This window comes from Streptomyces albireticuli, from assembly GCF_021228125.1.
Classification (GTDB): domain Bacteria; phylum Actinomycetota; class Actinomycetes; order Streptomycetales; family Streptomycetaceae; genus Streptomyces; species Streptomyces albireticuli.
Map to the genome: position 1 here is coordinate 37,972 of NZ_JAJQQS010000021.1, position 25,914 is coordinate 63,885.

A 25,914-nucleotide genomic window follows, 5' to 3' on the forward strand; every position below is an offset into this window, starting at 1 on the left:
GCGATCGAGTGAGGGGCCGGATCGCGGCTCCCCGTGCCGTCAGTCGACGGACAGGACGATCTTTCCGGTGGTGCGGCCGGTCTCCCCCAGCCGGTGGGCCTCGGCCGCGTCGGCCAGCGGCAGGACGGTGGCGACCTCGGTCCGCAGCCGGCCGGACTCGACCAGCTCGGTGATGCCGCGCAGGCCGCCGAGGTCGGGCTCGACCATGATGCGGGTGGCGCGCACCCCGCGCTCACGGGCCGCCGCGAGCACCGGCTCGGCCAGGGGCAGCAGGGAGACGAGGGTGCCGCCGGGGCGCAGGGTGGTCAGGGAACGGAGGGGGTAGTCACCGCTGATGGCCTCCAGGACGACATCGACGTCGGCCACGGCCTCGGCGAAGTCCCGCTCGCGGTAGTCGATCAGCTCGTCGGCGCCCAGGCCGCGCAGGAAGTCGTGCTTGGCGGTGCTCGCCGTGCCGATGACGTACGCGCCGCGGGCCTTGGCGATCTGCACGGCCAGGTGGCCGACCCCGCCGGCCGCCGCGTGGATCAGGACGCGCTGCCCCTCGGACACCCCGGCCGTGTCGACGAGCGCCTGCCAGGCCGTCAGCGCGGCCAGCGGCAGGGCGGCGGCCCGGACGTGGTCGAGGCCGCGCGGCCGGGGCGCGAAGTGCCGGGCGGGAGCGGTGACGTACTGGGCGTACGCTCCGGCCGGGTGCGGGAAGCGGGGCATGCCGTAGACCTCGTCGCCCGGCGCGTGGACGGTCACGCCGTCGCCGACCGCCTCGACCGTGCCGGAGACGTCGTAGCCGAGACCGAACGGCGGGGTCTGGCCGGTGTAGTAGAAGCCGCGGGCCCGGGTCTTCCAGTCGACCGGGTTGACCCCGGCGGCACGCACCCGCACCAGGACCTCGCCCACGTTGGGCACGGGGCGGTCGGTCTCGACCAGCTTCAGCACCTCGGGGCCGCCGGCGGTCTCCTGGCGGACGGCGAGCATGCGGGCGGGGGCGGCGGTGTCGTTCATGAGGGGTGGCTCCTTGCGGTCCGGACCGTTCGATGGCTCCAGACTTCCGGAGGCGGCACCGGCCGACGAGTGGCCTGACTGCCATGTAGCGCAAGGATCGGGCCACGTCCCGAAGGTGCCGCGGGAAACGCGGACGGCCGGTTCGGCACCCACCCGGGGTGCCGAACCGGCCGTCCTGCTCATGCTCCCGTGCCGTCCGGCGCGGGCTCCTACAGGGTCAGAGGGCCAGGCCCGTCAGGACCAGCACCCGCTCGTAGGTGTAGTCGTCCATCGCGTAGCGGACGCCCTCGCGGCCGACGCCGGACTGCTTGGCACCGCCGTAAGGCATCTGGTCGGCGCGGTAGGAGGGCACATCGCCGATGATCACGCCGCCGGTCTCCAGCGCGCGGTGGGCGCGGAAGGCCGTCTGGAGGTCGTGCGTGAAGACGCCGGCCTGGAGACCGTAAGGCGAGTCGTTGACGGCGGCGAAGGCGGCCGCCTCGCCGTCCACGCGGGAGAGGGTGAGGACCGGTCCGAAGACCTCCTCGCACGCGATGGTCACGCCGGCCGGGACGTCCGCGAGGACGGTCGGGGCGTAGGTGGCGCCGTCGCGCTTGCCGCCCGCGAGCAGCGTGGCACCGGCGGCGACCGCCTCGTCAACCCAGGACTCGACGCGCTTGGCGGCGTCCTCGCTGACCAGCGGGCCGACGTCGGTGGCCGCGTCGGACGGGTCACCGGTGACCTGCGCCTCGACGGCCGCGACGACCTTCGGGACCAGGCGCTCGTACAGCGAGGCGTCGGCGATGACGCGCTGCACGGAGATGCAGGACTGGCCGCCCTGGTAGTTGGAGAAGGTGGCGATGCGCTGTGCCGCCCAGTCGAGGTCTTCCTCGGAGGACCAGTCGGCGAGGACGACGGCCGCGCCGTTGCCGCCGAGCTCCAGGGTGACGTGCTTGCGCGGCGCGGAGTCGAGGATCGACCAGCCGACGGGGCCGGAGCCGGTGAAGGAGATGACCGGCAGGCGCTCGTCCTGGACCAGGGCGGGCATCCGGTCGTTCGGGACCGGCAGCACGCTCCAGGAACCGGCCGGCAGGTCGGTCTCGGCGAGGATCTCGCCCAGGACCAGGGAGGAGATCGGCGTCGCCGGCGCGGGCTTGAGGATGATCGGGGCGCCGACGGCGATGGCCGGGGCGACCTTGTGCGCGCTCAGGTTGAGCGGGAAGTTGAAGGGCGCGATGCCGAGGACGGTGCCGCGCGGGAAGCGGCGCGTCAGGGCGAGGCGGCCGGTGCCGCCGGCGTCGGTGTCCAGGCGCTGGGCGTCGCCGGCGTTGAACCGGCGGGCCTCCTCGGCGGCCCAGCGGAAGACGGAGACGGCGCGGCCGACCTCACCGCGCGCCCACTTGATGGGCTTGCCGTTCTCGGCGGAGATCAGCTGGGCGATCTCCTCGGTGCGCTCGGTGAGCCGTGCGGCGACATGGTCGAGGGCGGCGGTGCGGACGTGCGCGGGCGTGGCGGCGAACTCGTCACGGACGGCGTGCGCGGCGGCGACGGCCTCCTCGACCTGCGCCTCGGTGGGCACGCTCACGGTGCCGACGAGACGGCCGTCCCAGGAGTTCGTGACGTCGAAGGTCTCCTCGCCGGTGGCCTCGCGGCCGGCCAGCCAGAACGCGTGGGGAGCAGTCACGGTTTTCCCTCCCGGGAGGTGTGGGTGATTACGGCTCCCTCACCGTAGAGGGGGCGGGTCTCGGGGGCCGTTGTCCGGGATGGAGTACGGGTGGGGGTGGGCGCGCCGCAATGGCGGGGTGGGATTGGGTTTTTTTCCCCGCCCCGCCCCTTCCCGATACCGGGGCTCCGCCCCGGGCCCCCTTCGGCGCTCCGCGCGGTGGCCTCGAACTCCCCCGGCTACCGCTGGGAGGTGCCCCCAGCCGGGCTGGATTTCGCCCCTGCCCGAGGCCCGCCTTTCCGGCCCGGTTCCGGGCGGCAACTCAGTCCGTCCGGCGTTTGAGGACCGGGGTCCGGGGCGGAGCCCCGCCACGCGGCGGAGCCACACATCCAGCGCGGCGGAAGGGAGCGGGGCCGGGGCGAAGCCCCTACTGCTGCTGCCCCGATGTCGTCTTCAAGGCCAGCCACAGCTCCATCCGCGCATCCGGGTCGTCCAGCGACCGGCCCAGGATCTCCTCCACCCTCCGCATCCGGTAGCGCAGCGTATGGCGGTGGACGCCCAGGTCCGCCGCCGCCGCGTCCCACTGGCCGTGGCGGGAGAGCCAGGCCCGGAGGGAGGCGACCAGGTCGCCGCGGCCCGTGGCGTCGTGCTCGTACAGGGCGCGCAGCAGGCCGTCGGCGAAGGCGCGGACCGCGTCGTCGGCGAGGAGGGGGAGCACCGACCCGGCGGCGAGCTCCTCGTGCTCCACGAGGACGCGGCCGCGGCGGCGGGCCACCGACAGGGCCTGTTCGGCCTGCCGGTAGGCGGCCGCGGCGGCGATCGGCCCGGCGGGGGCCGACAGACCGACGACGAGGTCGCAGGGGGGCGCCGCCGCGCTGCGGTCCCGCGGCCGGGACTTGGTCCCCCGGCGGGCCTCTATCCCGCGCGCGTGCTCCGCGCAGGCCGCGACCGCCGCGCCGCCGTCGGGCGCGAGGACGATGAGCCGCTCGCCGTCCGGCACGGTCAGCACCGCCTCGGCCACCCGGCCCGCGGCCGTCTCGACCGCGTCCGCGAGGAGGCCCAGCGGGTCGGCCGGGGGCGGCGCGGCCTCGCCCGCCGGCTCGGCGGTCTCCTCGGCGGCGGGCGGCTCGGTCACGGCCTCGGCGACCAGCACGCGGAACGGCGCGTCCAGCAGTCCGCCGTAGAGGTCGCCGGCGACGGCCCGCGCGTGGTCCGGCTCGCCGGCCAGCAGCATCCGCAGCACCGCCGCGCCGAGGCGCTGCTCGGCGTCCTGGAGGGCGCGGGAGCGCTCGGTGGTGAGGGTGAGGAGGGCGATCGCCGACTGGACGGCGTAGCGCTCGGCGGTGCCCAGGGGGGCGGCCGTACCGACGGCGAGGACGCCCCTGGCCCGGCGGCCGGAGCCGAGGGACTGGAGCTCGACGCGGTCCGCGCCCTCCTCGGCGGGGTCGCTGCCCAGGACGGCGGTCGCGGGCGCGGGGCGCTCGCGGAGCCGCTCGACGTCCCGGCCCAGCCGGGCGGCGCGGCGGGCCGCCCAGTCCGGGGCGGCCGCGACGACGGCGCCGGACGCGTCGTAGAGCGCGGCCCAGCCGTCCAGGTGCGCGGCGAGCCGGGCCAGCAGCGCGGCCGGGCCCTCGGCGCCGACGGCCGCCCGGGTCAGTTCGCGCTGGGCCTCGAAGCCCGCGGTGACCGCGCGGTACTGGTCGGCGGCGATGGCGGCCGACACGGCCTTGCTGATGGCGAGGAACGGTGTGCGGCGCGGCACCTCCAGCAGCGGCAGCCCCTCCGCCGCGGCGGCCTCGATCAGCGCCTCGGGCACCTGCTCGTAGTTGACGCCGACGGCGAACCCGAGCCCCACGACACCGGCGCGGACCAGCCGGCGCACGTACCGGCGCATCTCCTGCCGGTCCTCCGCGTCGATCTTCATCGCGGTGATCAGCAGGAGTTCCCCGCCGTCCATCCACGGCACGGGGTCGGCCAGCTCGCTGACGTGCGCCCAGCGGACGGGGGTGTCCAGCCGGTCCTCCCCCGCGAGCACGGCGAGCTTGAGCGCGGAGTGGTGGACGAGGGAGGCGAGCGTAGGAGGCATGACACCTTCGGGAGGGCCGACGACTGCGCCGTCCCGTATGAACGGCTGCTCCCGATTCTGCCTCAGTGGAGGATTCACCGGGCACGCGAACGCGCCCTGACGGCCCGGCCCCGAGGAGCCGGGCGGGGCCGTCAGCGCATCAGGTCGACCAGCACCGGCGGCGCGCTCGCGCCGCGCACGGACGTCACGGACAGCACGGCGTGCCCGGGGGGCACCATGTGGGCCAGCTCCGAGGCGGACCAGCGCTCCCGCTCGACCTTGCGGACGGTCACGGACTGGGCGGTGACGGCCCGGCCGGTGACGGCGCGGCGGAGCAGGTGCGTGGCCCGGGTCAGCGGTTCATGGGCGATGACCTGGCGATCGGTGATGTCACGGGCCTCCACCCACTCCTTGCCCCAGACCTCCGCGAAGCGGGCGCCGTCCCAGGTGGTGACACCGGAGAACGCCATCCGGCAGCCGACGGAGCCGAGCAGGGCGCTGCGCAGCGACTCCGGCACGTCGTCGAGCGTGCGCAGGGTGAGGACGGCCCCGGCGTTGGCCGAGCGCAGCCGGCCGAGGCCGCGGACGGCCTCGGGCGTGACGGCGTGGGTGGCGTCGTCGAGGACGAGGCAGGCGAAGAGCGAGCGGTCGGCGCGGGCGACGGTGGACTCGGTGAACTGGGCGAGGACGAGCCGGGCGAGCATCCGGGACGCCTCGGCGTGGCCGCGCTCGGGCAGGTCGATGCGGACGCGCAGCGGGTGTTCGAGGGTGCGGAGGGAGAAGGTGCGGCCGGGCCGGGTGGTGTCGAAGAAGCGGGCGAAGGCGGGCCGGTCGAGGAGCGCGAGCCGGTCGGCGAGGAGGGGGCCCGCGTCGCCGGGGCGGTGCGCCTGCCGTTCGCGCGCGTCGAGCTCCCGGGCGAGCGCGTCGTGGCCGCCGGCGGCGAGCCCGGCGCGCAGCGCGGCGACGGCCTCGGCCGAGCCGTCGAGGAGCTCCCGAAGCTCCGGCACGGACGGGAAGCGTCCGTGGACCGCGTGGTACGGGCCGAGGATCTGGGCCAGCGCCATCGCGGCCCGCCGGGAGCCCTCCCCGGGCAGGCCGGCGGCGACGTCGCCGATGAGGCCCTCGGCGAGGACGGCGGCGGCCTCGTCGGGGTCCTCCGTGCCGCCGTACAGGTCCAGGTCGTAGGCGGAGTCCGGGCGTCCGATCTTCACCACGATGTCGAACGCCTCGTCCGGGGCGAGCCCCTCCCCCGCCGCGCCGACGGCGACGACGGCCGTGCGGCCGGCGAGCGCCTGGAGGCAGAGCGACTCCAGCACGGGCCGCACCAGGCGGTCCGTCTTCCCGGAGCCGGGCGGCCCGACGGCCAGCAGGGAGGTGCCGAGCAGCCCGGGGTCGAGGGCGCAGCCCGCGCCGCGGTGCTCGTGGGGGTTGCGGTCGTCGTCGGCGGCGGTGCCGATCCGCACCTGGCGGGTGACGAGGTCGTGCCGGGCGACGCGGACGGGCAGGTCGCGGGCGCCGGAGGGGTGCGCGCAGGCGGCGGCGCCGTGGCGCAGCACGGTCTCGGTGAACGCGGCCAGCCGGCCCGGCCGGGTGTGCACCGACTGCCAGGCGCGCTCGATGCGGGAGTGGTCGACGTCGTTCATGGCGCCGGCGTGTGCCTCGGCCGCCAGCCGTTCGGCGGCGTCGTGGGCTCCGGCGGCGCGCAGCTGGGGCCAGTCGGCGGGGTCGCCCTGCGGCTCGGGGGCGCCTGTTCCCAGGGGCCCGGGGGCGTCCGGGGCACCGGGCGGTACGGGGCCGGGCCGCTCGGCGGCGGCGCGGCCGGCCGGTCCGTAGCGGCGCCGGAGCTCCGGCCAGCAGCCGACGCGGCCGGCCACGGCGAGGAGGAAGCCGGCGAAGAGGACGTAGTAGGTGTAGGTGGCGTAGAACGACTCGGGGATCTGCCCCTGCCAGGACTCCGGGGTCAGGTGGAAGAGCGGCCACAGCCACACCCCGCCGAACGCGCCGTTCCAGCACAGCGTCCACACGGTCACGGCGCCGGCCGCGGCCAGGGCGCCGCGGCGGACCAGCACGGGTGCCGGGAGGCGTTCCGGCTCGGGCGGGCGGAGGAAGGCGGGGGCCGGGCGCCAGAGCCGGTCCCACAAGGGCGCGCCGTAGCGGCGCCAGAGCTCCGGCCACCGGCCGATCCGGCCGAAGCCGACCGCGAGGGCGCCCACGCAGAGGGCGTAGTAGATGTACGAGGCCGCGAGCCACTCCTGGGTGCCTTCGGGCCACACGTCGAGGAACATGGCGCGCAGCGGCCAGCGCCAGTACGGCCCGAGGTAGCCGTGCCACAGCAGGGACCACAGGAGCCAGCCGCACAGGAACGCGATCATGGCGCCGACCAGCAGCTGCCGGGTCGGCACCCGGCTGTGGTCCTCGGGCGTCCGGGGCCGGTGGCCGAAGGCCCAGACGCCCGGCCGGGTGGCGGGGCGGGGGGTGCGCAGCCAGGTGACGAAGGGCGCTTCCCGGCCGCCGTCGCGGGCCGGAGCCGCGGGTGGGGCGGCCGCCGGTACGGGGGGTGCGACGAACCGCGGCGGTTCGGCGGGGCGGGGGGGCACGGCCCCGTGGCCCGGCGGTCCCCCCTGTCCCCCCGCACCCCATGTCCCGGGTGCGTCGTACGTGCCCTCTGCGTCCATCGCTGCCCCTTGCCCCCACCAGCCGCGGTCGTCGGCGCCACGCCTGCGCGCCGCCGCTCAATGTAGTGGCGGGAGCCCCGCCATGTCCGGTACGGACAAGGCGGCACGCGCACTTCTCCCTTCCGGAACATGCCGGGGGCGTGATTTCGCCCCTAGCCTGCGACTAAAAGTCCGAATGCCGCACCGTTCCCCCCTGGAGCCCACTCATGACCGAACTGACCGGAGGCCCGTCCCTCCCCCAGGAGCGCCGCATCGTCACGGCGATCCCCGGCCCCAAGTCGCTTGAGCTTCAGGCCCGCCGGACGGCGACGGTCGCGGCGGGCGTGGGCTCGACGCTCCCGGTGTTCACCGCGCGCGCCGGCGGCGGCGTGATCGAGGACATCGACGGCAACTCCCTCATCGACTTCGGCTCGGGCATCGCCGTGACCTCGGTGGGCTCCAGCGCGGAGGCCGTCGTGCGCCGCGCGTCCGCGCAGCTCGCCGACTTCACCCACACCTGTTTCATGGTGACCCCGTACGAGGGCTACGTGGAGGTCTGTGAGCAGCTCGCCGAGCTGACCCCGGGCGACCACGCCAAGAAGTCCGCGCTCTTCAACTCGGGCGCCGAGGCCGTCGAGAACGCCGTCAAGATCGCCCGCGCGTACACCAAGCGCCAGGCCGTCGTCGTCTTCGACCACGGCTACCACGGCCGCACCAACCTGACGATGGCGCTGACGGCGAAGAACATGCCGTACAAGCAGGGCTTCGGGCCGTTCGCGCCCGAGGTCTACCGGGTGCCGGTGGCCTACGGCTACCGCTGGCCGACCGGTCCGGAGAACTGTGGCGCCGAGGCGTCCGCCCAGGCCATCGACCAGATCACCAAGCAGATCGGCGCGGAGAACGTCGCCGCGATCATCATCGAGCCGGTGCTCGGCGAGGGCGGCTTCATCGAGCCGGCCAAGGGCTTCCTGCCCGCCATCGCGCAGTTCGCGAAGGACAACGGCATCGTCTTCGTCGCCGACGAGATCCAGTCCGGCTTCTGCCGTACGGGCCAGTGGTTCGCGTGCGAGGACGAGGGCATCGTCCCGGACCTGATCACGACGGCCAAGGGCATCGCGGGCGGTCTGCCGCTCGCCGCCGTCACGGGCCGCGCGGAGATCATGGACGCCCCGCACGCGGGTGGCCTCGGCGGCACCTACGGCGGTAACCCGGTGGCGTGCGCCGCGGCGCTCGGCTCCATCGAGACCATGCGCGAGATGGACCTCAACGCCAAGGCGAAGCGCATCGAGGAGGTCATGAAGGGCCGCCTCGCCGAGATGCAGGCCAAGCTGGACAACGGCGCGATCATCGGTGACATCCGCGGTCGTGGCGCGATGATCGCGATCGAGCTGGTCGAGCCGGGCACCAAGACCCCGAACGCGGCCGCCGCCGGCGCGCTCGCCAAGGCCTGCCACGCGGAGGGTCTGCTCGTCCTCACCTGCGGCACCTACGGCAACGTGCTGCGCTTCCTGCCGCCGCTGGTCATCGGCGAGGACCTGCTGAACGAGGGCCTGGACATCATCGAGGCCGCGTTCGCCCGGCTGTGACCCCTTTCGCCGTAACCCCGGGTATCGGTTACCGCAGGTAAGGGATGCGCGGAGTGAAGAACCTGTGCGGGGCGGGTGGTGGACGAGTGATCCGGCTGTTCGGGGCGCTCGACCTGCCGTACGGTTTCTTCAGATGAACGCAACACCCCGTCCGCAGGCGACTGCGGACACCGCCGCGCCGGCGCGTCCCCAGCTCCGGTCCGGCCGTGCCTTCGCGCACACCACTGGAGCCTCCGGCTCCGGACATCCTCACCGATCGGATGGCCGCTCGCCCCATACCCCCCGGGGCGCGCGGCACCCCGGTCCCCACGGCGGCCCCGGAACCACCCCCCCTGTTCCGGGGCCGCCGGCATGGACCCGGCCCCGTCGCGGGCTCTTCCCGGCGCTGTGCGTCCTGCTCCTCGCCCTCCTCACCTGGCAGACCGCCGCCCACGGCCCGCTGCGCGCCCTCGACGAGCGGCTCGGCCGTACGGTCGCGGGCTCCGGCTTCCCCGGCGGCCTCGCCCGCTTCCTCTCCGACCTCGGCAACGTCACGGTCGCCCTGCCCGTATTGCTGGCGGCGATCGCCGTGTCCGCGGTCACCACGGCGCGGGCCCGCCGCGTCCGCCGGTGGTGGGCGCCGGCGCTCGGAGCCGCCCTCGCGATGGCCGCCGTGCCGGCCCTGGTCGTCCCCCTCAAGTCCTGGGTCGGCCGCCCGGGGCCGCCCGAGACGGCGGCCTCCGGCGCGCACGACGGCTTCTTCCCCTCCGGGCACACCGCCACGGCCGCCGTCGCCTACGGCGCCGCGACGCTGCTCGTCCTGACCGCCTGCCGCCCCGGCCGCCGCCCGCGTGTCCTGGCCCTCTGCGCGTACGTACTGCTCAACGCCGGTGTGGGCATCGGCCTGGTGCGGTGCGGATACCACTGGCCGCTGGACGTCATGGGCGCCTGGTGCCTGTCCGGCGTGGTGCTGTGGGCCCTGGCCCTCGCGGTCGCCCGCGTCACCCGGGCGGATCCGCCTCCCGGACCGTGAAGTCCCCGGGGCGGTCCGCGCCGGCGAGGTTCGCGGCCGCCTCGTGCATCGCCAGCTCCAGCGCCGCCGGGTCCGTCAGCGTCCCCGTACCGTCGGGCGGCACGACCCAGCGGACCCCGGAGGTGTGCCGGCCGGGGTGCGGCACCACCACCCAGCTGCCGAGGCCCGCGCCCCGGACGCCGGTGGCGAGCCAGCCCGCCGCGGTGCCCGGCGGCACGAAGAACCCCATGCGGCTGTCGCCGAAGTCGGCGAGGACCGGGCCCAGCCGGTCGGTGCACCGGCTCAGCACGTCCAGGGTCGGATAGCCGAGGCCGCTGGAGAGGACGAGGACGTCCCAGACCCGGCCCGCGGGCAGGAGCGCCACCCCGAGGGGGTTGCGCTCCCACTCCCACCGGCACGTTCCGGGGTCGGGTGCCGCCGACGCCAGCCACTCCACCGCGCTCCTCCTCGCGTGGTTCCCGGTATCGCCATTCATGTGCGTTCCTCCGTTCCGTGTGCGCTCGTTCTGCGTTCACGGATGAGAGGCCGCGGGCGGCGGATCATTACGCGGGTTCCCGGCACTGGGGGCGTGCGTAGGTGTGGCGGGGGCGCGGGGGCGCGCTCACGGCCCGTCGGCCGTGGCACACCGCCGGGCGTCAGCTGTCGAAGCCGAGCCCGACCTTGTCCATGGCCTTGAGCCAGAGGTTGCGGCGGCCGCCGTTCTCGTCGGCGCGGGTCATCGACCACTGGGTGATGCCGATGCCCATGGACCGCACGGGCTCGGGCGGGAACGGCAGCGGCCTGCTGCGCACCATGTCCAGCTCGGTCCGCTCGGTGCGCTCCCCGGCGAGCAGGTCGAGCATGACGTCCGCGCCGAAGCGGCTGGCTCCGACGCCGAGGCCGGTGTAGCCGAGCGCGTAGGCGACGCGCCCGCCGTGCGCGGTGCCGAAGAAGGCCGAGAACCGGGAGCAGGTGTCGATGGCGCCGCCCCAGTTGTGGGTGAAGCGCAGGCCCTCCAACTGGGGGAAGCAGTGGAAGAAGTGCTCGGCGAGCTTGCGGTAGGTCGCCGGGTGGTGGTCGTACTCGGACCGGACGCCGCCGCCGTAGTGGTGGACGATGTCGTATCCGCCCCACAGGATGCGGTGGTCGGGCGTGATCCGGAAGTAGTGGAAGTGGTTGGCGGCGTCGCCGAGCCCCTGCCGGCGCCGCCAGCCGACGGCGTCGCGCTGCTCGGGGCTGAGCGGCTCGGTCATCAGGGCGTAGTCGTAGACCGGGGCGATGTACGGGCGTACGCGCTTGACCAGCGAGGGGAAGGCGTTGGTGCCGAGCGCGGCGTGCCGGGCGAAGATCCGCCCGTAGGGGGTGCGGACGGCGACGCCCGGGCCCTGTGCGGACAGTTCGGTGCCGGGCGTGTGCTCGTAGATCCGCACGCCGAGGTCGAGGCAGGCCCGCTTGAGGCCCCAGGCGAGCCGGGCGGGGTGCAGCATGGCGACGCCGGTGCGGTCCCAGAGTCCGGCGAGGAAGGTCGGGGAGTCGACCTCGGCGCGCAGGGCGTCCTGGTCGAGGTACTCGTAGTCGGGGAGGCCGAGCCCGGCCACCTCGTCGGCGGCCTCGCGCAGCTCGGCGACCTGGTGCGGGGCGGTGGCGATGTCGATCTCGCCGGTGCGCTCGAAGCCGCAGTCGATGCCGTGTCGGGCCACGGTGGCCTCGATCGCGTCGAGGTTGCGGCGGCCGAGCCGCTCCAGGGCGGCCAGCTCCTGGGGCCAGCGGGACAGGCCGTTGGCCCAGCCGTGGGTGAGGGAGGAGGAGCAGAAGCCTCCGTTGCGGCCGGAGGCGGCCCAGCCGGTCTCCTGGGCCTCGATGAGGACGACGTCGCGGGCGGGGTCGCGCTCCTTGGCCAGGAGCGCGGTCCACAGTCCGGAGTAGCCGCCGCCGACGACGAGCAGTTCGCACCGCTCGTCGCCGACGAGGGCGGGGAGGGCCGCCGGGCGGCCGGGGTCGTCGAGCCAGTAGGGCCGGGGTGCGGCGTCGGAGAGTGATTTGGCAGGGTTCATGGCACGAGCGGCCATGGTCTCAGCTCCTTTTACGGCGCCCGCCGACCAGCTGACCGACGAGGACGCACAGCACGGCGATGCCGAACATCGCCGTTCCGATGACATTGATTTGAACGGGTGTGCCCCGTTGTGCGGCTCCCCAGACGAACATGGGGAAGGTCACAGTCGAGCCCGCGTTGAAGTTCGTGATGATGAAGTCGTCGAACGACAGCGCGAAGGCGAGCAGGGCGCCCGCCGCGATGCCGGGGGCGGCGATCGGGAGGGTCACCCGCAGGAAGGTCTGGAGCGGGGTGGCGTAGAGGTCCTGGGCGGCCTGTTCCAGGCGGGGGTCCATGGACATGACCCGGGCCTTGACCGCCGTGACCACGAAGCTCAGGCAGAACATGATGTGGGCGATCAGCACGGTCCAGAAGCCGAAGGTGACGCCCATGTTGAGGAAGAGGGTGGCCAGCGAGGCGGCCATGACGACCTCGGGCATGGCCATCGGCAGGAAGAGCAGGGTGCTCACCGAGGAACGGGCGCGGAAGCGGTAGCGGGCGAGCGCGAAGGCGATCATCGTGCCGAGGACGGTCGCGCCGACGGTGGACCAGAAGGCGATCTCCAGGCTCAGGGAGAGCGAGCCGCACAGGTCGGCGACGCCGCAGGGGTCGGTCCAGGCGTCGGTGGAGAAGCGCTGCCACTCGTAGTTGAAGCGGCCGTTGGGCTTGTTGAAGGAGAAGACCGTGACGACGGCGTTGGGCAGGATCAGATAGCCGAGGGTGGCCAGGCCCGCGAGGACGACGAGGTTGCGGCGCAGCCAGCGCGACGTCCTGCCGGGCGCCCTGGTGGGCTTCCCCGCGGGCGTCCCCGCGGGCTTCTTGGTGAGGGCGGCCATCAGACCAGGTCCTCCGTTCCGGACTTGCGGATATAGAGGGTGACCATGGCGAGGATGGCGGCCATGAGGATGAAGGAGAGGGCGGCGGCCGTCGGGTAGTCCAGGACGCGCAGGAACTGCGACTGGATGACGTTGCCGATCATCTTCTGGTCGGTGGAGCCGAGCAGCTCGGCGTTGATGTAGTCACCGGTGGCCGGGATGAAGGTGAGCAGGGTGCCGGCCACGACACCGGGCATGGAGAGCGGGAAGGTCACCTTGCGGAAGGTGGTGAGGGGCCTCGCGTAGAGGTCTCCGGCCGCCTCGTGGAGCCTGGGGTCGATGCGTTCGAGGGAACCGTAGAGCGGCAGGATCATGAAGGGCAGGAAGTTGTAGGTCAGGCCGCAGACGACGGCGAGCGGGGTGGCGAGGACGCGCTGTCCCTCGGTGACGCCGAGCGCGTCGGTGAGGTCGAGGACGTGCAGGGCGCCCAGGGCGGAGACGACGGGGCCGCCGTCGGACAGGATCGTCTTCCAGGCGAGGGTGCGGATCAGGAAGCTGGTGAAGAACGGCGCGATGACGAGGACCATCAGGACGTGGCGCCAGCGGCCGGCCCGGAAGGCGATGAGGTAGGCGAGCGGGTAGCCGAGGGCGAGGCAGAGCGCGGTGGCGGTCGCGGCGTAGGCGACGGAGCGCAGGAACTGCGGGTAGTACTCGGTCAGCGCGTCCCAGTAGGTGGCGAGGTGCCAGGTGACCCGGAATCCCTCTTCGAGGGAGCCGGTCTGCACGGACGTGGACGCCTGGTAGACGAGGGGGGCCGCGAAGAAGACGAGCAGCCAGAGGATGCCGGGGAGCAGCAGCCAGTAGGGGGTGAGCTTTCCGCGGCGGCCGGCGGCGGCCGGCGCGGGGGTGACGGCGGGGGGTTCTTCCTGGGTGCCGATCAGTGCCATCAGGTGCCCTCCCCCGCGTCCGTGCCGGCCTCGATGCTCTGCGCGGCGTCCAGGCCGAAGCTGTGGCCCGGGTTCCAGTGCAGGACGACGTCGGCGCCGGGGACGAGGCGGCCGTCGCGCTCGATGTTCTGCTCGTAGACGGACAGACCGGTGCCCACGGGGCCGTCGACGAGGTACTGGGTGGAGACGCCGGTGAACCCGGCCTCGGTGATGCGGCCGCGGACGCGGTTGCGGCCGTCAGGGATGGTGCCCGCGTCGTCGGCGTGGGTCAGGGTGATCTTCTCGGGCCGTATCCCGACGATGAGTTTCTCGCCCGTCCGGGCGGTGGCGGTACATCGGTGCGCGGGCAGGGCGAGTTTGGAGTCGGCCGCGCGCAGGACGATGTCGTCGCCGGAGGTGTCCAGGACGTCGGCGGTGATGAGGTTGGAGGTGCCCAGGAAGTTGGCGACGAAGGTGGTACGGGGGGTGTCGTAGAGGTCGGCGGGGGCGCCCATCTGCTCGACCCGGCCGCCGTTCATGACCGCGACCGTGTCGGCCATGGTCATGGCCTCCTCCTGGTCGTGGGTGACGTGCACGAAGGTGATGCCGACCTCGGTCTGGATGCGCTTGAGCTCCAGTTGCATCTGGCGGCGCAGCTTGAGGTCGAGGGCGCCGAGGGGCTCGTCGAGGAGGAGCACCTGGGGGTGGTTGATCAGGGCGCGGGCGACGGCGACGCGCTGCTGCTGGCCGCCGGAGAGCTGCTGGGGCTTGCGGCGGGCGAAGTCGCCGAGCTGGACGAGGTCGAGCATGTCGCCGACCTGCTTCTTGACGGACTTCACCCCGCGGCGGCGCAGGCCGAAGGCGACGTTCTCGTAGATGTCGAGGTGCGGGAAGAGCGCGTAGCTCTGGAAGACCGTGTTGACGGGCCGCTTGTACGGGGGCAGACCGGTGACGTCCTTGCCGCCGAGCCGGACGGTGCCGGTGCTGGGGTCCTCCAGGCCGGCGATCATGCGCAGGGTGGTGGTCTTGCCGCAGCCGGAGGCACCGAGGAGGGCGAAGAAGGAGCCGCCGGGGACGGCCAGGTCGAGCGGGTGCACGGCGGTGAAGGCGCCGTAGCGCTTGCTGATGCCGGTGAGGCGGACGTCCGTGCCGCTGCTGTCGCTGCTCGGGGTGCCGGTCGGGGCGGTTGTTGTCATGGGTCTGGTCCAGGGGTGTCGGGGGCGTGAGCACGTACGGCACGTACAGCCGCGTACGTTCTCATATGTCCGGGGTCGGGCGCCGCGCCGGTGGCCCGTTCGGCGGGGACCAGAAGATTGTCGCTAATGCGGGGGTGCTCAGCGCCCACCGAAGACGGTGCGGTGCCAGTCCTTCCGGGCGACCGCGGTGTTGTCGGACATCACATGCTTGACCTGCGTGTACTCCTCGAAGGAGTAGGCCGACATGTCCTTGCCGTAGCCGGAGGCGCGGTAGCCGCCGTGCGGCATCTCGCTGACGATCGGGATGTGGTCGTTGACCCAGACGCAGCCGGCCCTGAGTTCCCTGGTGGCGCGGCCGGTGCGGTAGACGTCCCGGCTCCAGACGGAGGCGGCCAGGCCGTAGGGGGTGTCGCCGGCGAGCGCCAGGCCCTCGTCGTCGCCGTCGAAGGGCAGCACGACCAGGACGGGGCCGAAGATCTCCCGCTGGACGGCCTCGCTGTCCTGCGGGGCGCCGGTGAGGAGGGTGGGGAGGTAGTAGGCGCCCTCGGCGAGCGCGCCGGCGGGGGCCGCGCCGCCGGTGACGACGGTGGCGTAGGAGCGGGCGCGGTCGACGAAGTCGGCGACGCGGTCGCGGTGGGCGTGGGAGATGAGGGGGCCGAGGTCGGTGGCGGGGTCGAAGGGGTCGCCGGGACGGACGGTGGTCATGAGGTCGGCGACCCCGGCCACGAACGCCTCGTAGAGGGGTCGCTGGACATAGGCGCGGGTCGCGGCGGTGCAGTCCTGGCCGGCGTTGATGAGCGAACCGGCGACGGCGCCGTGGACGGCGGCCTCCAGGTCGGCGTCGTCGAAGACGAGGAAGGGGGCCTTCCCGCCGAGTTCGAGGTGGAGCCGCTTGACCGTGCGGGTGGCGATCTCCGCGACGCGCCTGCCGACGGGCGTGGAGCCGGTGAAGGAGGTCATGGCGACGGACGGATGGCCGACGAGGTGCTCCCCCGCGTCCTCGCCCGCGCCGCTGACGACGTTCACCACACCGTCGGGGACGCCCGCGTCGGAGGCGGCCTGGGCGAACATCAGGGAGGTGAGCGGGGTGAGCTCGGAGGGTTTGAGGACGATGGTGTTGCCGGCGGCGATCGCCGGCAGGACCTTCCAGGCGGCCATCTGGAGCGGGTAGTTCCAGGGCGCGATCGAGCCCACGACGCCGATCGGCTCGCGGCGGACGTACGAGGTGTGGTCGGCGCTGTACTCGCCGGCGGAGCGGCCCTCCAGGTGCCGGGCGGCGCCCGCGAAGAAGGAGGTGTTGTCGATCGTGCCCGGGACGTCGAACTCGGTGCTGAGCCGGATGGGCTTGCCGCACTGGGCGGTCTCGGTGCGTGCGAGGTCCCCGGCCCGTTCGGCCAGGACGTCCGCGAAGCGGTGCAGCGCGCCGGCGCGCTCGCCGGGGGTGGCCCCGGCCCAGCCGGGCAGGGCCCGCCGGGCGGCGGTCACCGCGGCGTCGACGTCGGCGGGCCCCGCCGGTTCGTAGCCGAGGAGTTCGGCTCCGGTGGCCGGGTCGACGACCGCGTGCCGACGGCCGGAGGTGCCGGCCCGCAACCGGCCGCCGATGTACTGCGCGCCGTCGGCGAACCGCTCCGTCACATCGAACCGCTGGGCCATCGCACACTCCTCGACCGATCGCGTTGGTTGCAGATCTTGGCAGAGGAGAGGGTCAGCAACAAGGGATTCCGTCGCGGTGTTTTGTCATCACGACGGATTCGGTGACTTAGCGGCCGGACCGTCACGCCCCCCAGGAACTGGCGGTGAGGAGGCTCGCGAAGAGCGCGACCCACAGGATGAGGATCACGAGGGCCGCGACGCCGAGCACGATTCCGGCGGTGGCGGCCTGGCGGTTGGTCGCCTCCCCCTTCGTCACCTTGGAGCGGCCGACGGCGCCGAAGATGATGCCGAGGATGCCCAGGACCAGGCCGAAGAACCACAGGAAGACCAGCAGACTGCAGACCGTGCCGACGATTCCGCAGACCAGACCGGCGGTGCCCGTGCCGTTGTTGGGCTGCATCGGTGCGGCGTAACCGACGGGGTAGGGCTGGACCGGGGGCGCGGTCGGGTAGCCGCCCTGCGCGGGGTAACCCTGGTTCTGACCCTGCGTGGGGTAGCCGTACCCCGGCGACTGCGGCTGCTGGGGCGCGCCGTAAGGATTCTGCTGGTAATCAGACATAAAGATGTCCCCTCCGTTGGACTGCGTCGGGCAATGCTATGGGGAAGATTTGACGGTCAGTAATTGAGTTCACTCTCGGTGTCCGGCTTGTCAGAATGGCCGGATGACGATCAATGGGGAGACCGGGACGGCGGGCCGCGCGGACGGGCCTCGCACGGTGGCGGAGCTGACGGCCGCCCTGGAGCAGGGCGAGCGGGTCAAGTACGTCTACTTCTGGGGGCACCGGCCGAGGCGCGACGGCGGCATCGGAGCGAGCTGTTTCAGCCAGTGGTGGCCGTCACCGTTCACGGTGGACGGCACCGCGTACGCCACGGCCGAACACTGGATGATGGCGGGCAAGGCCCGGCTGTTCGACGACGCCGAGGCGGAGGCCCGGGTCCTCGCGGCCACGCACCCCAAGCAGGCCAAGGACGCGGGCCGCACGGTGCGCGGCTTCGACGAGGAGCGCTGGCGCGCCCACCGCTTCGACCTGGTCGTCGAGGGCAGCGTGCACAAGTTCGGGCAGGACCCGGCGCTCCGCGACTACCTGCTGGGCACGGGCGGGAGGGTGCTCGTGGAGGCGAGCCCGCTGGACCGGATATGGGGCATCGGCCTCGCGGCCGACGACGAACGGGCGGGGGACCCGGAGCGGTGGCGCGGCGAGAACCTGCTGGGCTTCGCGCTGATGGCGGCACGGCAGCGGCTGGCGGAGGGGGCCTAGTTTCCCCTGCCCGCCCCTTCCCGTGACCGGAGGCTGCGCCCCCGGACCCCCGGTCGCGCTGACGCGCGGTGGCCCCGAGCGCCGGCCGGGCTGGATTTTTTTCCCGTTCGAGGCCGCCTTTCCCGCCCGGTTGCGGGCAACGACTCGGCCCGTCCGGGGGCGCCTCCTGGGGGCACCCCCAGCGGTAGCCGGGGTAGTTCGAGGACCGGGGTCCGGGGCGGAGCCCCCCGGTTTCAGGAAGGGGCGGGGCCGGGGAAAGGCCGCCCGCCGGGCACACCAGGCGGGGCTCAGCGGCCCGCGCCCGCGCCCCCGCCCCCCGGCCACAACGGCGCCGACACATACGCCCCGTACGTCGCCCCCGGATCCTCCTCCGGCACGTTCCCGTCCTCCTCGTCCGCCACGCTGATGTAGACGAAGAGCATCACCGCCGACAGCACGAACGCCAGCGCCCCGAGTATCAGCCCGGTCAGCGCCTGACCGCCGTTGAACGCCCGGCCGCTCTTCACCTTGGCCCGGCCTATCGCGCCGAAGACGACGCCGAGGATGCCGAGCAGCGCCCCGAAGAGCACCGTGACGGACATGACCGTGCCGACGATGCCGAGCACCAGGGCGGCTATGCCGAAGCCGCTGTCCGAACCCAGGGTGCGCGGGTCCTCGCCGTAGAACGGCACGGGGTAGCCGTACGAGCCCGGCTGGTACGGGATCTGACCGTAGGGCACGGGCCCGCCGTAGGGCGGTGCGCCGTAGGGGACCTGGCCGCCGGGGGCCGCGGGGTAGCCGTAGCCGGTCGTGGCGTAGGGGGCGTGAGGGTACCGAGGGTCCTGCGGGTGGACACCTTGGGCGTACGGGCCCGGCCCGTAGGGACCACCCGGATACGCGCTCGGCGTCCCGGGACCCGTCGGCGCGGGAGGCACCGGCGGCACCGCGGAGGACACCGGCGCGACCGGCGGCCCGGCACGGTGGGCGGGAGGCGCCGCGGCGTGCGGCGGCACCGAGTGGCCCGGTCGCGCCGGCGCGGCGGCCGTCCGCTGCTCGGGCACCGCCTCGGTCGTCGGTTTGTCCAGCGGCACCCGCCGCTCCGGCGGCGCCCAGGGGTCGCGGTCCCGCGACTCGGGCTGCTCGTCGGCCGTGGCGGCCCCGTCGGCGCGGTCGGCCCTCTCGGACATGGCCCTCCCCAGTCGGTACTCCGTCATGCTAAGGCCTGAGCACGGCCCCCGTACCCGCCGCGCATACGATGATCACCCCGTCGTCCGAGCAGCCCTGGAGGCGCGCATGTCCGTTCTCGACTCGTTCATCGCCGGGCTCCCCAAGGCGGAGCTGCACGTCCACCACGTCGGCTCCGCGTCCCCGCGGATCGTCGCCGAGCTGGCCGCCCGGCACCCGGACTCCCCGGTGCCCACCGACCCCGAGGCGCTCGCCGACTTCTTCACCTTCCGCGACTTCGCCCACTTCATCGAGGTCTACCTCTCGGTGGTCGACCTGATCCGCGACGCCCAGGACGTTCGGCTGCTGACGTACGAGGTCGCGCGCGACATGGCCCGGCAGAACATCCGCTACGCCGAGCTGACCGTGACCCCGTACAGCTCGACCCGGCGCGGCATCCCCGACGTCGCGTTCGTCGAGGCGATCGAGGACGCCCGCAAGGCGGCGGAGGCGGAGCTGGGCGTCGTGCTGCGCTGGTGCTTCGACATCCCCGGCGAGGCCGGGCTGGAGGCCGCCGAGGAGACGGCCCGGATCGCCTGCGAGCTCAAGCCGGAGGGCCTGGTCTCCTTCGGGCTGGGCGGCCCCGAGATCGGTGTGCCCCGGCCGCAGTTCAAGCCCTACTTCGACCGGGCGATCGCCGCCGGTCTGCACAGCGTCCCGCACGCCGGGGAGACCACGGGCCCGCAGACGATCTGGGACGCGCTGACCGAGCTGCGCGCGGAGCGCGTCGGGCACGGCACGAGCGCCACCCAGGACCCGGCGCTGCTGGCCCACCTCGCCGAGCACCGGATCCCGCTGGAGGTCTGCCCGACCTCCAACCTCGCCACCCGGGCCGTGACCGACCTCGACGCGCACCCCCTCAAGGAGATGGTGGCCGCGGGCGTACTGGTCACGATCAACAGCGACGACCCGCCGATGTTCGGCACCGACCTCAACCGGGAGTACGGGGTCGCGGCCCGGCTGCTGGACCTCGACGCCCGGGGCGTCGCCGAGCTCGCCAAGAACGCGGTCGAGGCGTCCTTCATGGACGAGGCGGGCAAGAGGGCGCTGCGCGCGGAGATCGACGAGTACACGGCGGCCTGGCGGGGCTGAGCGGTGCGGGGCGCGTCCGGGTCCGGGGCTGAGTCCGGGTCCGGGCCGGAGCGGCGCTGAACGAGGCGGCGCACGACCGGGGCAGGGCCCGACGGGGGCGGCGCGGGCCGGGACGGTGCGCGGCCGGGACGAGCCGGGGCGCGGCCTGGACGAGCCAGCGCGCGGCCGGGATCCCGGCGGGCCGCCCGGCGGGCCGCCCGCGGACCGGCGGCCCCTCCTTCCACCGGTCCTGACGCGGCCCCGGCGGGGACCGGCGGTGAGAATGGCCCCATGTCCTATCCGACGCGCGCAGGCGCGGCCGCGACCGCGGCCCCCGAGTTCACCGCCGTCGCCCACCGCGGCGACCCGTACGTACACCGTGAGAACACCCTCGCCTCCCTCGGCTCGGCGCTCCGGGCAGGGGCGGGCGCGGTGGAGGCCGACGTCCGGCTGACGCGGGACGGCGTGCCCGTCCTGCTGCACGACACGACACTGGAACGGCTGTGGGGCCGTACCCGGCTGCTGGACTCCCTGTCGGCCGGGGAGCTGGACGAGCTGACGGGTGGTGGGGTGCCCACCCTGCGCGAGGCGCTCGCGCTGTTCGAGGACGGCGGGGCGACGGCTCCGGCGCCACGTCTGTTCGTCGACCTTCCCGATCCCGCCGCCACGGAGGCGGCGGTCGCCGAGGTCCACGCGAGCGGCGCGGCCGGGCGGGTGTACTACTGCGGCGGCCCCACGGCGATGCTCGCCGTGCGCCGCGCGGACCCCGACGCCGAGATCGCGCTCACCTGGACGACGCTCGTGCCGCCCCGCGCGGAGCTGCTCGCCGCGGTCCGGCCGCGCTGGATGAACTACCGCTTCGGGCTGGTGAGCCCGGAGCTGGTCGCCCGCGACCACGCCGCGGGCATGCTGGTCTCCGCGTGGACGGCGGACACCCGCTTCACCATGCGGCGGCTGCTCGCCGCGGGCGTCGACGCGATCACCACGAACCGCATCGACGCCCTGCGGTCACTGCTGCCCCGCTGACCTCCCGGTGGGGACGGCGGCACCGTCCCCGCTCAGCGGTTTCTCCGCGTCCTCCGGCGTGGCGTCCCCTTCCGTCGTGGAGAACACCACGACCGCTCCGACGATCAGCACGGCGCCGGCGAGTGCCGCGCCCGTCAGCCGCTCGCCGAGGAGGACCACGGCGCAGGCGACGCCGAAGACGGGGATGAGGTTGAGGACCATCGCCGCCGTCGTGGCCCGTACGGCCTTGATCGCGTAGTTGTAGAGCAGGAAGCTGGCGGCGTAGCCGACGACTCCGGACAGCGCGGCCGCGGCCCAGGCCCCGGCCGAGGCGTCCGTGGGCAGGGACTCCGCGCCGGACGCCCAGCGCGTCACCGCGAACGGCAGGGTGAACAGCAGCCCGGAAGAGAACTGGTACGCCGTCATGGTCAGCGCGTCCACGTGCTCGGCGGTCCGCGCGGCCAGCATGACGTAGCTCGCCGCGCAGACCACCCCGGCGAGCACCAGTCCGTCCCCCGGGTGCGGCGCGAAGCCCGAGCCGAGCCCCTCCAGCGTGGCCACCCCCGCCAGGGCCAGGACCAGGGCAGCGCAGGCCCGGCCGGTGAGCTTCTCGCGCAGGAAGAGACAGGCCATGCCGATGGCGAAGAACGACTCCAGGCCGGTGAGCAGGGAGGCGTTGGACGCCGTGGTGCGGGTGAGTCCGAAGGTGAAGAACGCGTAGGCGAGGGCGGGTTCGAGCAGGCCCAGGAGGCCGAGGCGGACGACCCACTTCCGGCCGGGTGGGCGCCGTGGGCCGCGGATCAGGAGCACCGCCCAGAGCACGGCCGTCGCCGACGCCAGCTGGATCACCAGCAGCGTCAGCGGCGGCACCGCGTCCAGCGCGGACTTGGTGAAGGTGGCCGAGCCGCCCCAGAAGAGGGCGGCCGACACCAGCGCCACCTGGTGGCGCGAGAGCCGGGCGAGGCGCGCGGGCAGCGGAGGGTTCACCGGCCCGGGGTACCCATCCGCCACAGCGCGCTGTCCGCCCAGGCGCCGACGATGGCCTCGTCGGGGTCCTGGCCGCGCAGGGCGGCGTAGCGGTCGGCCAGCAGCTGGAGGCGTACGGTCATGGGGATCTGGGCGAGGAGCGGCGGCAGCGGGTCACCGCCGGGCGCCTCCAGGGTGGCGGTCGCGATGCCCTCGCGCCGGGCGGCGTCCGCGAGGGCCGCGGTCAGCCCGTCGGGGTCGGCGGCCGGTTCGAGGACGACGAGGCCGTCGGCGGCGGTGTAGGGCACGGCCGAACCGTGCAGGAAGCGGTCGGAGTCGAAGCCCTCCGCGAGGATCCGGGCCCCCTCGCGGATCTTCAGGGCGCCCTCGCGGGCGGTGACGCCCCAGGGGCCGCAGCCGATGACCGCGAGGCTGCGCGCGGGGACGGCGATGTGGCCGACGCCAGGCTCGGCGCAGACGGCGCGCACCTGCTCCGCCGTGCGGCGGAGGTCGTCGGCGGAGCCCTCGGGGGCGCCGGCGAGGTGGGCGAGGCGGGCGAGGACGCCCAGCGCGGAGGTGTAGCTGACGGTGTAGGTCTCGGACTCCTCGGGGGCGACCGTCCCGATCGCCTCCGGCCAGCTCCGGCCCGTGCCGGTGACGGAGACGACGGGCACCCCGGCCTCCTGGGCCGCGGCCCGCGCGCGGACCGCGAAGGCGGTCTCCGCGGTGTGGGTGATGACCAGGAGGACGTCACCGGGCCGGTGGCCCGCGCTCCAGCGGGACCACTGGACGGCGGGCACCCAGCGGGCGTCGAGGCCGGCCCGCTCCAGCATCGCGGCACCGAGCTCGGCGGCGTGCTGGCTGGTTCCGGTGCCGGTGACGACGACCCGGCGGGCGGCGGCGAGGACGGCGGCCCGCTCGGCCAGGTCGAGGCCCGCGACGTGCTCGAGGGCGGCGGCCTGCTGGTTGATCATGCGGTGGAGTGCGGTCGGCATGGTGATCGGATCGCCAATCGTGAGGTGAGGTGACGTCAGGGGCGTGACGTCCGAGGGAGACGTCAGAGGGTCTGACGTCAGGGGGTGTGACGTCAGGGGTGTGCGGCCTTGAGAGGGATTCCGGGGCTCACGGGACTTCCGGGACTTCCCGGACTCAGGGGTTTCAGAGGGCGGGTGGGGCCGAGGCGAGGACGACGACGCTGGGCGCGTGGACGGTGAACGGCGAGCGGTCGTAGTCCCCGTGCACCGCCTCCACACGGAGCCCGGCGGCCCGCAGCATGCCCACGAGCTCGTGGGCGCTGAAGACGCGGTAGTCGGCGGTGGACGAGCGCCCGGTGGCGGGCTCGGTCACGGTCCAGCGGATGCGGCTGGTCAGCGGGTCGAAGACCTCCTCGTGGAGGAACGTCCGGCCGGTGGAGCTGTCGAAGTTGCGGATGACGTACTGGTCCTCGGGGACGCCGAAGACCTCGCTGGTCTGCCGGAGGAAGGCGTCCCGGTTGACGACGTCGAGCAGGAAGCGGCCACCGGGCGCCAGCACCCGGCGCACCTCGTGGAGGACGCGCATGTCCTCGGCGCCGTCGTGGAAGAAGCCGAAGCTCGTGTGGAGGTTGGTCACGGCGTCGAAGGAGCCGTCGGGGAAGGCGCCGAGGTCCCGCATGTCGGCCCGTACGAAGGCGACGTCGCGCCCGGCGGCCGCGGCGCGGCGGCGCGCCTGACCGAGATAGTCGGCCGACAGGTCGGCCCCGGTGACGCGGTAGCCGGCGCCCGCGAGCGGCACGGCGTGGCGGCCGGTGCCGCAGGCGAGGTCGAGCAGGCGGTGGTGGGTGGCGGGCGGCACCAGCGCGGTGACGCAGTCGACCATGGCGCGGGTGAGGCCCGGGTCCTGCTGTTCGATGTCGGAGTCGGTGTAGATGTCGCCGAAGAAGGCGGTCCACCAGTCGCCGGGCTCCGCGGTCCCGCCGGCCTCTCCGGCCCCTTCGTCCTCTCCGGACCCGTCCTCAAGGGCCTCCGCGCCGCCCAACGGTGTCCCGACACCCACGAGCCAGGGTCCTTCCGGGCTGAAGCGGGCCGCGGCGACCCGCCCTTCCGGGCCCTCGTACTCACGGTGGACCAGGCGGCCGGCGGCCGGCAGGTCCAGGCCGAACCGGCCCTCCGTCACATAGCGGGCCGCACCGCGCGCCGTCTCGGTCAGGACCGCGCCGCGCAGCGTGGCGGACGCGAGGTCGAAGCCCGCCGTGGTCGCCTCGGAGCGCCGCCAGAGCGAGAGGCGGGGGTCGCCGCCCAGGGTCTCGACGGCCAGCCAGGACGTCTCCGAACCGTCTTCCAGCAGGACTTCGAGCCAGGTCTCCTCGTGATCGGTGGCCACCACCCGGCCGGCGACCCGCCACTTCCGGCCCCGTACGGCCACGTCGGCGCCGGGCGTCAGCCGGTCGGCGACGGCGGCGCAGACGGGTGTCCAGGGGTGCCGGGGGTATTCCCGCTCCCGCCCGTCCTCCCGCCGGGTTTCGCCCGCGATTTCGCCTGCGTGCGAGGGCTCGTACGCGGCCTCGTACAGCCGCTCGTCTGGGTGTCGCTGCTCGCTCATGACTGTTCTCCCGGTGGTTCTCGGTGTGCCCCCGGCGCCGCGGGGGCCCCGCGCAGGGCGAAGCGCGGGAGCGGCTCGGCCGTCCCGTCGAGGACGTCGGCCACATGACGGGCCCAGGCCGGCCCGTGTTTGAAGCCGTGTCCGGAGTCGCCGCCGACCAGCCAGCCGGCGCGGGTGCCGGGCAGGCGGTCGAGGATGAAGTGCTCGTCGGGCGACCAGGCATACGCGCACTCCTCGCGCCGCTCGACGGGCGCCTCGGCGAGGGCGGGGAAGCGGGTCGTGACGTAGCGCCGCGCGTGCGCGGGGAGTTCGGCGGCGGCCGCGGAGGCGTCGAGGCGCGCGGGATCCGCCGTGGCACCGTCCGGCACGAGGCGTGCGGGATCCGGCACGACGCCGTACGGCACGAGGTGCGCGGCATCCGGCACCACGCCGTCCGGCACGATCTTCACGGTGGCCGCGCCGCCGAGCGCCGGCACGCCGTACATCTCCGCCGAGCGGTCGATCCAGGCGGGCCCGCCGCCCGTCGCCCAGGGGCCGCGCGCGGTGAGCCAGTAGCTGTCCTGCCGTTCGGAGACGACCCCGGTGAGGCCGGGGAAGAGCGTGGGCAGGGCGGGGCCCACGGCCCAGACGACCAGGTCGGCGGTGTACGTCCGGCCGTCGACGCGGGCGCCGTCGCCGTCGGGCACGGCGGTGCCCACGGTGGTGCGGACGCCGCGCCGCGCGGCGGAGGCGGCGAGGGCGCGCATGGCCGTACGGGCCGCGAGCACGGCGCCGCCGGGTTCGTGGACGGCGAAGGAGACATCGTGGGCGGTGAACCCGGGGAAGCGGCCGGGCAGGGCGGCGGCCGGCACGTGTTCCACGGGGATGCCGAGGTCGCGCAGGGTGTCGAGGCCCGCGCGCTCCCAGCCGGTGTCGGGTCCGGTGGCGAGCAGCAGCGCTCCGGTGGGGTGGAGGAACCGCTCGCCGGTCTCGGCCTCCAGCTCCCGCCAGAGCGTCCGGGCCCGCCAGGCGGAGCGGGCGTAGAAGCGGTCGGGGCCGTGGGCGCAGCGCAGGATGCGGGTGTCGGCGTAGGAGGGGCCGCTGCCCGCGCCGGCCGGGCAGGGGTCGACGAGGTGGACGGAACGGCCCCGGCCCGCGAGTTCGCGGGCGAGGGACAGGCCGAAGACCCCGGCGCCGATGACGAGTGCGCGGCTCATGCGCGGGTCCGG

The 25,914-nt window shown here is 74.3% G+C and carries 21 protein-coding genes; 5 read left to right on the plus strand and 16 right to left on the minus strand.

The features are described 5' to 3' along the window. Positions 1 to 39 precede the first annotated feature (39 nt). From LUZ64_RS30460 to LUZ64_RS30475, 4 genes are all read right to left on the minus strand, one after another. Complete coding sequence (locus LUZ64_RS30460; protein ID WP_170116853.1) at positions 40 to 1,002, minus strand: NADP-dependent oxidoreductase; 963 nt, start codon at positions 1,000 to 1,002, stop codon at positions 40 to 42. Positions 1,003 to 1,219: 217 nt separating this feature from the next. After that, positions 1,220 to 2,665, minus strand: coding sequence for an aldehyde dehydrogenase family protein (locus LUZ64_RS30465; protein WP_095583173.1), 1,446 nt, complete (start codon positions 2,663 to 2,665; stop codon positions 1,220 to 1,222). Positions 2,666 to 3,071: 406 nt separating this feature from the next. Then, entirely contained in the window at positions 3,072 to 4,730 is a 1,659-nt protein-coding gene (locus LUZ64_RS30470) for a PucR family transcriptional regulator (RefSeq protein WP_095582327.1), read from the minus strand. 131 nt (positions 4,731 to 4,861) lie between these two features. After that, on the minus strand, positions 4,862 to 7,384 hold the full coding sequence (locus LUZ64_RS30475) for an ATP/GTP-binding protein (protein WP_232389973.1): 2,523 nt from the start codon (positions 7,382 to 7,384) through the stop codon (positions 4,862 to 4,864). 206 nt (positions 7,385 to 7,590) lie between these two features. On the opposite strand from LUZ64_RS30475, the gene gabT reads away from it, so the two are divergent. Continuing rightward, the gene (gene gabT, locus LUZ64_RS30480) at positions 7,591 to 8,949 is read left to right on the plus strand and encodes a 4-aminobutyrate--2-oxoglutarate transaminase (RefSeq protein WP_095581387.1); all 1,359 of its coding nucleotides are present in this window, start codon (positions 7,591 to 7,593) and stop codon (positions 8,947 to 8,949) included. A 133-nt stretch (positions 8,950 to 9,082) separates the two neighbouring features. Continuing rightward, positions 9,083 to 9,961, plus strand: coding sequence for a phosphatase PAP2 family protein (locus LUZ64_RS30485; protein WP_095581388.1), 879 nt, complete (start codon positions 9,083 to 9,085; stop codon positions 9,959 to 9,961). On the opposite strand, the gene LUZ64_RS30490 is transcribed toward LUZ64_RS30485, so the two are convergent. The 7 genes from LUZ64_RS30490 to LUZ64_RS30520 form a co-directional block, all read right to left on the minus strand. Then, positions 9,930 to 10,436 carry a hypothetical protein gene (locus LUZ64_RS30490; protein ID WP_095581389.1) on the minus strand — a complete coding sequence of 169 codons (507 nt, stop codon included), beginning with the start codon at positions 10,434 to 10,436 and terminating at the stop codon, positions 9,930 to 9,932. The genes LUZ64_RS30485 and LUZ64_RS30490 overlap by 32 nt on opposite strands. A gap of 160 nt (positions 10,437 to 10,596) precedes the next feature. Further along, complete coding sequence (locus tag LUZ64_RS30495) at positions 10,597 to 12,009, minus strand: NAD(P)/FAD-dependent oxidoreductase (RefSeq protein WP_232389972.1); 1,413 nt, start codon at positions 12,007 to 12,009, stop codon at positions 10,597 to 10,599. Between the two features lie 4 nt (positions 12,010 to 12,013). Beyond that, positions 12,014 to 12,868, minus strand: coding sequence for an ABC transporter permease (locus LUZ64_RS30500; RefSeq protein ID WP_232389971.1), 855 nt, complete (start codon positions 12,866 to 12,868; stop codon positions 12,014 to 12,016). Further along, complete coding sequence (locus LUZ64_RS30505; protein WP_095581391.1) at positions 12,868 to 13,794, minus strand: ABC transporter permease; 927 nt, start codon at positions 13,792 to 13,794, stop codon at positions 12,868 to 12,870. The genes LUZ64_RS30500 and LUZ64_RS30505 overlap by 1 nt, the downstream gene beginning before the upstream one ends. Then, positions 13,794 to 14,969, minus strand: a complete 1,176-nt coding sequence (locus LUZ64_RS30510; RefSeq protein WP_095581392.1) for an ABC transporter ATP-binding protein — start codon at positions 14,967 to 14,969, stop codon at positions 13,794 to 13,796. Before LUZ64_RS30510 ends, LUZ64_RS30505 begins: the two co-directional genes overlap by 1 nt. Before the next feature lie 138 nt (positions 14,970 to 15,107). Continuing rightward, positions 15,108 to 16,622, minus strand: coding sequence for a gamma-aminobutyraldehyde dehydrogenase (locus LUZ64_RS30515; RefSeq protein ID WP_095581393.1), 1,515 nt, complete (start codon positions 16,620 to 16,622; stop codon positions 15,108 to 15,110). Between the two features lie 121 nt (positions 16,623 to 16,743). Further along, positions 16,744 to 17,181: a DUF4190 domain-containing protein gene (locus LUZ64_RS30520; protein ID WP_095581394.1), complete on the minus strand. Its 438-nt coding sequence runs from the start codon at positions 17,179 to 17,181 to the stop codon at positions 16,744 to 16,746. Positions 17,182 to 17,284: 103 nt separating this feature from the next. Between LUZ64_RS30520 and ybiA the strand changes: the two genes are divergently transcribed. Then, positions 17,285 to 17,881: a riboflavin biosynthesis intermediates N-glycosidase gene (gene ybiA / locus LUZ64_RS30525; protein ID WP_095581395.1), complete on the plus strand. Its 597-nt coding sequence runs from the start codon at positions 17,285 to 17,287 to the stop codon at positions 17,879 to 17,881. Between the two features lie 287 nt (positions 17,882 to 18,168). On the opposite strand, the gene LUZ64_RS30530 is transcribed toward ybiA, so the two are convergent. Further along, on the minus strand, positions 18,169 to 19,047 hold the full coding sequence (locus LUZ64_RS30530) for a DUF4190 domain-containing protein (protein ID WP_095581396.1): 879 nt from the start codon (positions 19,045 to 19,047) through the stop codon (positions 18,169 to 18,171). Between the two features lie 106 nt (positions 19,048 to 19,153). On the opposite strand from LUZ64_RS30530, the gene LUZ64_RS30535 reads away from it, so the two are divergent. Both LUZ64_RS30535 and LUZ64_RS30540 read left to right on the plus strand, forming a co-directional pair. After that, positions 19,154 to 20,176 carry an adenosine deaminase gene (locus tag LUZ64_RS30535; protein WP_095581397.1) on the plus strand — a complete coding sequence of 341 codons (1,023 nt, stop codon included), beginning with the start codon at positions 19,154 to 19,156 and terminating at the stop codon, positions 20,174 to 20,176. A gap of 270 nt (positions 20,177 to 20,446) precedes the next feature. Then, on the plus strand, positions 20,447 to 21,181 hold the full coding sequence (locus LUZ64_RS30540; protein WP_095581398.1) for a glycerophosphodiester phosphodiesterase: 735 nt from the start codon (positions 20,447 to 20,449) through the stop codon (positions 21,179 to 21,181). Here LUZ64_RS30540 and LUZ64_RS30545 read toward each other — a convergent pair. From LUZ64_RS30545 to LUZ64_RS30560, 4 genes are all read right to left on the minus strand, one after another. Next, on the minus strand, positions 21,164 to 22,147 hold the full coding sequence (locus LUZ64_RS30545; protein ID WP_143593127.1) for a DMT family transporter: 984 nt from the start codon (positions 22,145 to 22,147) through the stop codon (positions 21,164 to 21,166). The genes LUZ64_RS30540 and LUZ64_RS30545 overlap by 18 nt on opposite strands. Continuing rightward, positions 22,144 to 23,121 (minus strand): SIS domain-containing protein, encoded by a 978-nt coding sequence (locus tag LUZ64_RS30550; protein WP_095581400.1) that lies wholly within the window; start codon positions 23,119 to 23,121, stop codon positions 22,144 to 22,146. Before LUZ64_RS30550 ends, LUZ64_RS30545 begins: the two co-directional genes overlap by 4 nt. 163 nt (positions 23,122 to 23,284) lie before the next feature. Beyond that, positions 23,285 to 24,706 carry a DUF4178 domain-containing protein gene (locus LUZ64_RS30555; protein ID WP_095581401.1) on the minus strand — a complete coding sequence of 474 codons (1,422 nt, stop codon included), beginning with the start codon at positions 24,704 to 24,706 and terminating at the stop codon, positions 23,285 to 23,287. Further along, positions 24,703 to 25,902 carry an FAD-dependent oxidoreductase gene (locus LUZ64_RS30560; protein ID WP_095581402.1) on the minus strand — a complete coding sequence of 400 codons (1,200 nt, stop codon included), beginning with the start codon at positions 25,900 to 25,902 and terminating at the stop codon, positions 24,703 to 24,705. Before LUZ64_RS30560 ends, LUZ64_RS30555 begins: the two co-directional genes overlap by 4 nt. Positions 25,903 to 25,914: the final 12 nt, after the last annotated feature.

Excerpts from the sequence above, each read along its gene's own strand:
- LUZ64_RS30510 (WP_095581392.1), bottom strand. The coding sequence starts at position 14,969 with ATGACAACAACCGCCCCGACCGGCACCCCGAGCAGCGACAGCAGCGGC.
- LUZ64_RS30550 (WP_095581400.1), bottom strand. The coding sequence starts at position 23,121 with ATGCCGACCGCACTCCACCGCATGATCAACCAGCAGGCCGCCGCCCTC.
- LUZ64_RS30520 (WP_095581394.1), bottom strand. The coding sequence starts at position 17,181 with ATGTCTGATTACCAGCAGAATCCTTACGGCGCGCCCCAGCAGCCGCAG.
- LUZ64_RS30540 (WP_095581398.1), top strand. The coding sequence starts at position 20,447 with ATGTCCTATCCGACGCGCGCAGGCGCGGCCGCGACCGCGGCCCCCGAG.
- ybiA (WP_095581395.1), top strand. The coding sequence starts at position 17,285 with ATGACGATCAATGGGGAGACCGGGACGGCGGGCCGCGCGGACGGGCCT.
- LUZ64_RS30555 (WP_095581401.1), bottom strand. The coding sequence starts at position 24,706 with ATGAGCGAGCAGCGACACCCAGACGAGCGGCTGTACGAGGCCGCGTAC.
- LUZ64_RS30460 (WP_170116853.1), bottom strand. The coding sequence starts at position 1,002 with ATGAACGACACCGCCGCCCCCGCCCGCATGCTCGCCGTCCGCCAGGAG.
- LUZ64_RS30560 (WP_095581402.1), bottom strand. The coding sequence starts at position 25,902 with ATGAGCCGCGCACTCGTCATCGGCGCCGGGGTCTTCGGCCTGTCCCTC.
- LUZ64_RS30505 (WP_095581391.1), bottom strand. The coding sequence starts at position 13,794 with ATGGCACTGATCGGCACCCAGGAAGAACCCCCCGCCGTCACCCCCGCG.
- LUZ64_RS30475 (WP_232389973.1), bottom strand. The coding sequence starts at position 7,384 with ATGGACGCAGAGGGCACGTACGACGCACCCGGGACATGGGGTGCGGGG.
- LUZ64_RS30530 (WP_095581396.1), bottom strand. The coding sequence starts at position 19,047 with ATGTCCGAGAGGGCCGACCGCGCCGACGGGGCCGCCACGGCCGACGAG.
- LUZ64_RS30470 (WP_095582327.1), bottom strand. The coding sequence starts at position 4,730 with ATGCCTCCTACGCTCGCCTCCCTCGTCCACCACTCCGCGCTCAAGCTC.
- LUZ64_RS30535 (WP_095581397.1), top strand. The coding sequence starts at position 19,154 with ATGTCCGTTCTCGACTCGTTCATCGCCGGGCTCCCCAAGGCGGAGCTG.
- LUZ64_RS30515 (WP_095581393.1), bottom strand. The coding sequence starts at position 16,622 with ATGGCCCAGCGGTTCGATGTGACGGAGCGGTTCGCCGACGGCGCGCAG.
- gabT (WP_095581387.1), top strand. The coding sequence starts at position 7,591 with ATGACCGAACTGACCGGAGGCCCGTCCCTCCCCCAGGAGCGCCGCATC.
- LUZ64_RS30495 (WP_232389972.1), bottom strand. The coding sequence starts at position 12,009 with ATGGCCGCTCGTGCCATGAACCCTGCCAAATCACTCTCCGACGCCGCA.
- LUZ64_RS30490 (WP_095581389.1), bottom strand. The coding sequence starts at position 10,436 with ATGAATGGCGATACCGGGAACCACGCGAGGAGGAGCGCGGTGGAGTGG.
- LUZ64_RS30485 (WP_095581388.1), top strand. The coding sequence starts at position 9,083 with ATGAACGCAACACCCCGTCCGCAGGCGACTGCGGACACCGCCGCGCCG.
- LUZ64_RS30500 (WP_232389971.1), bottom strand. The coding sequence starts at position 12,868 with ATGGCCGCCCTCACCAAGAAGCCCGCGGGGACGCCCGCGGGGAAGCCC.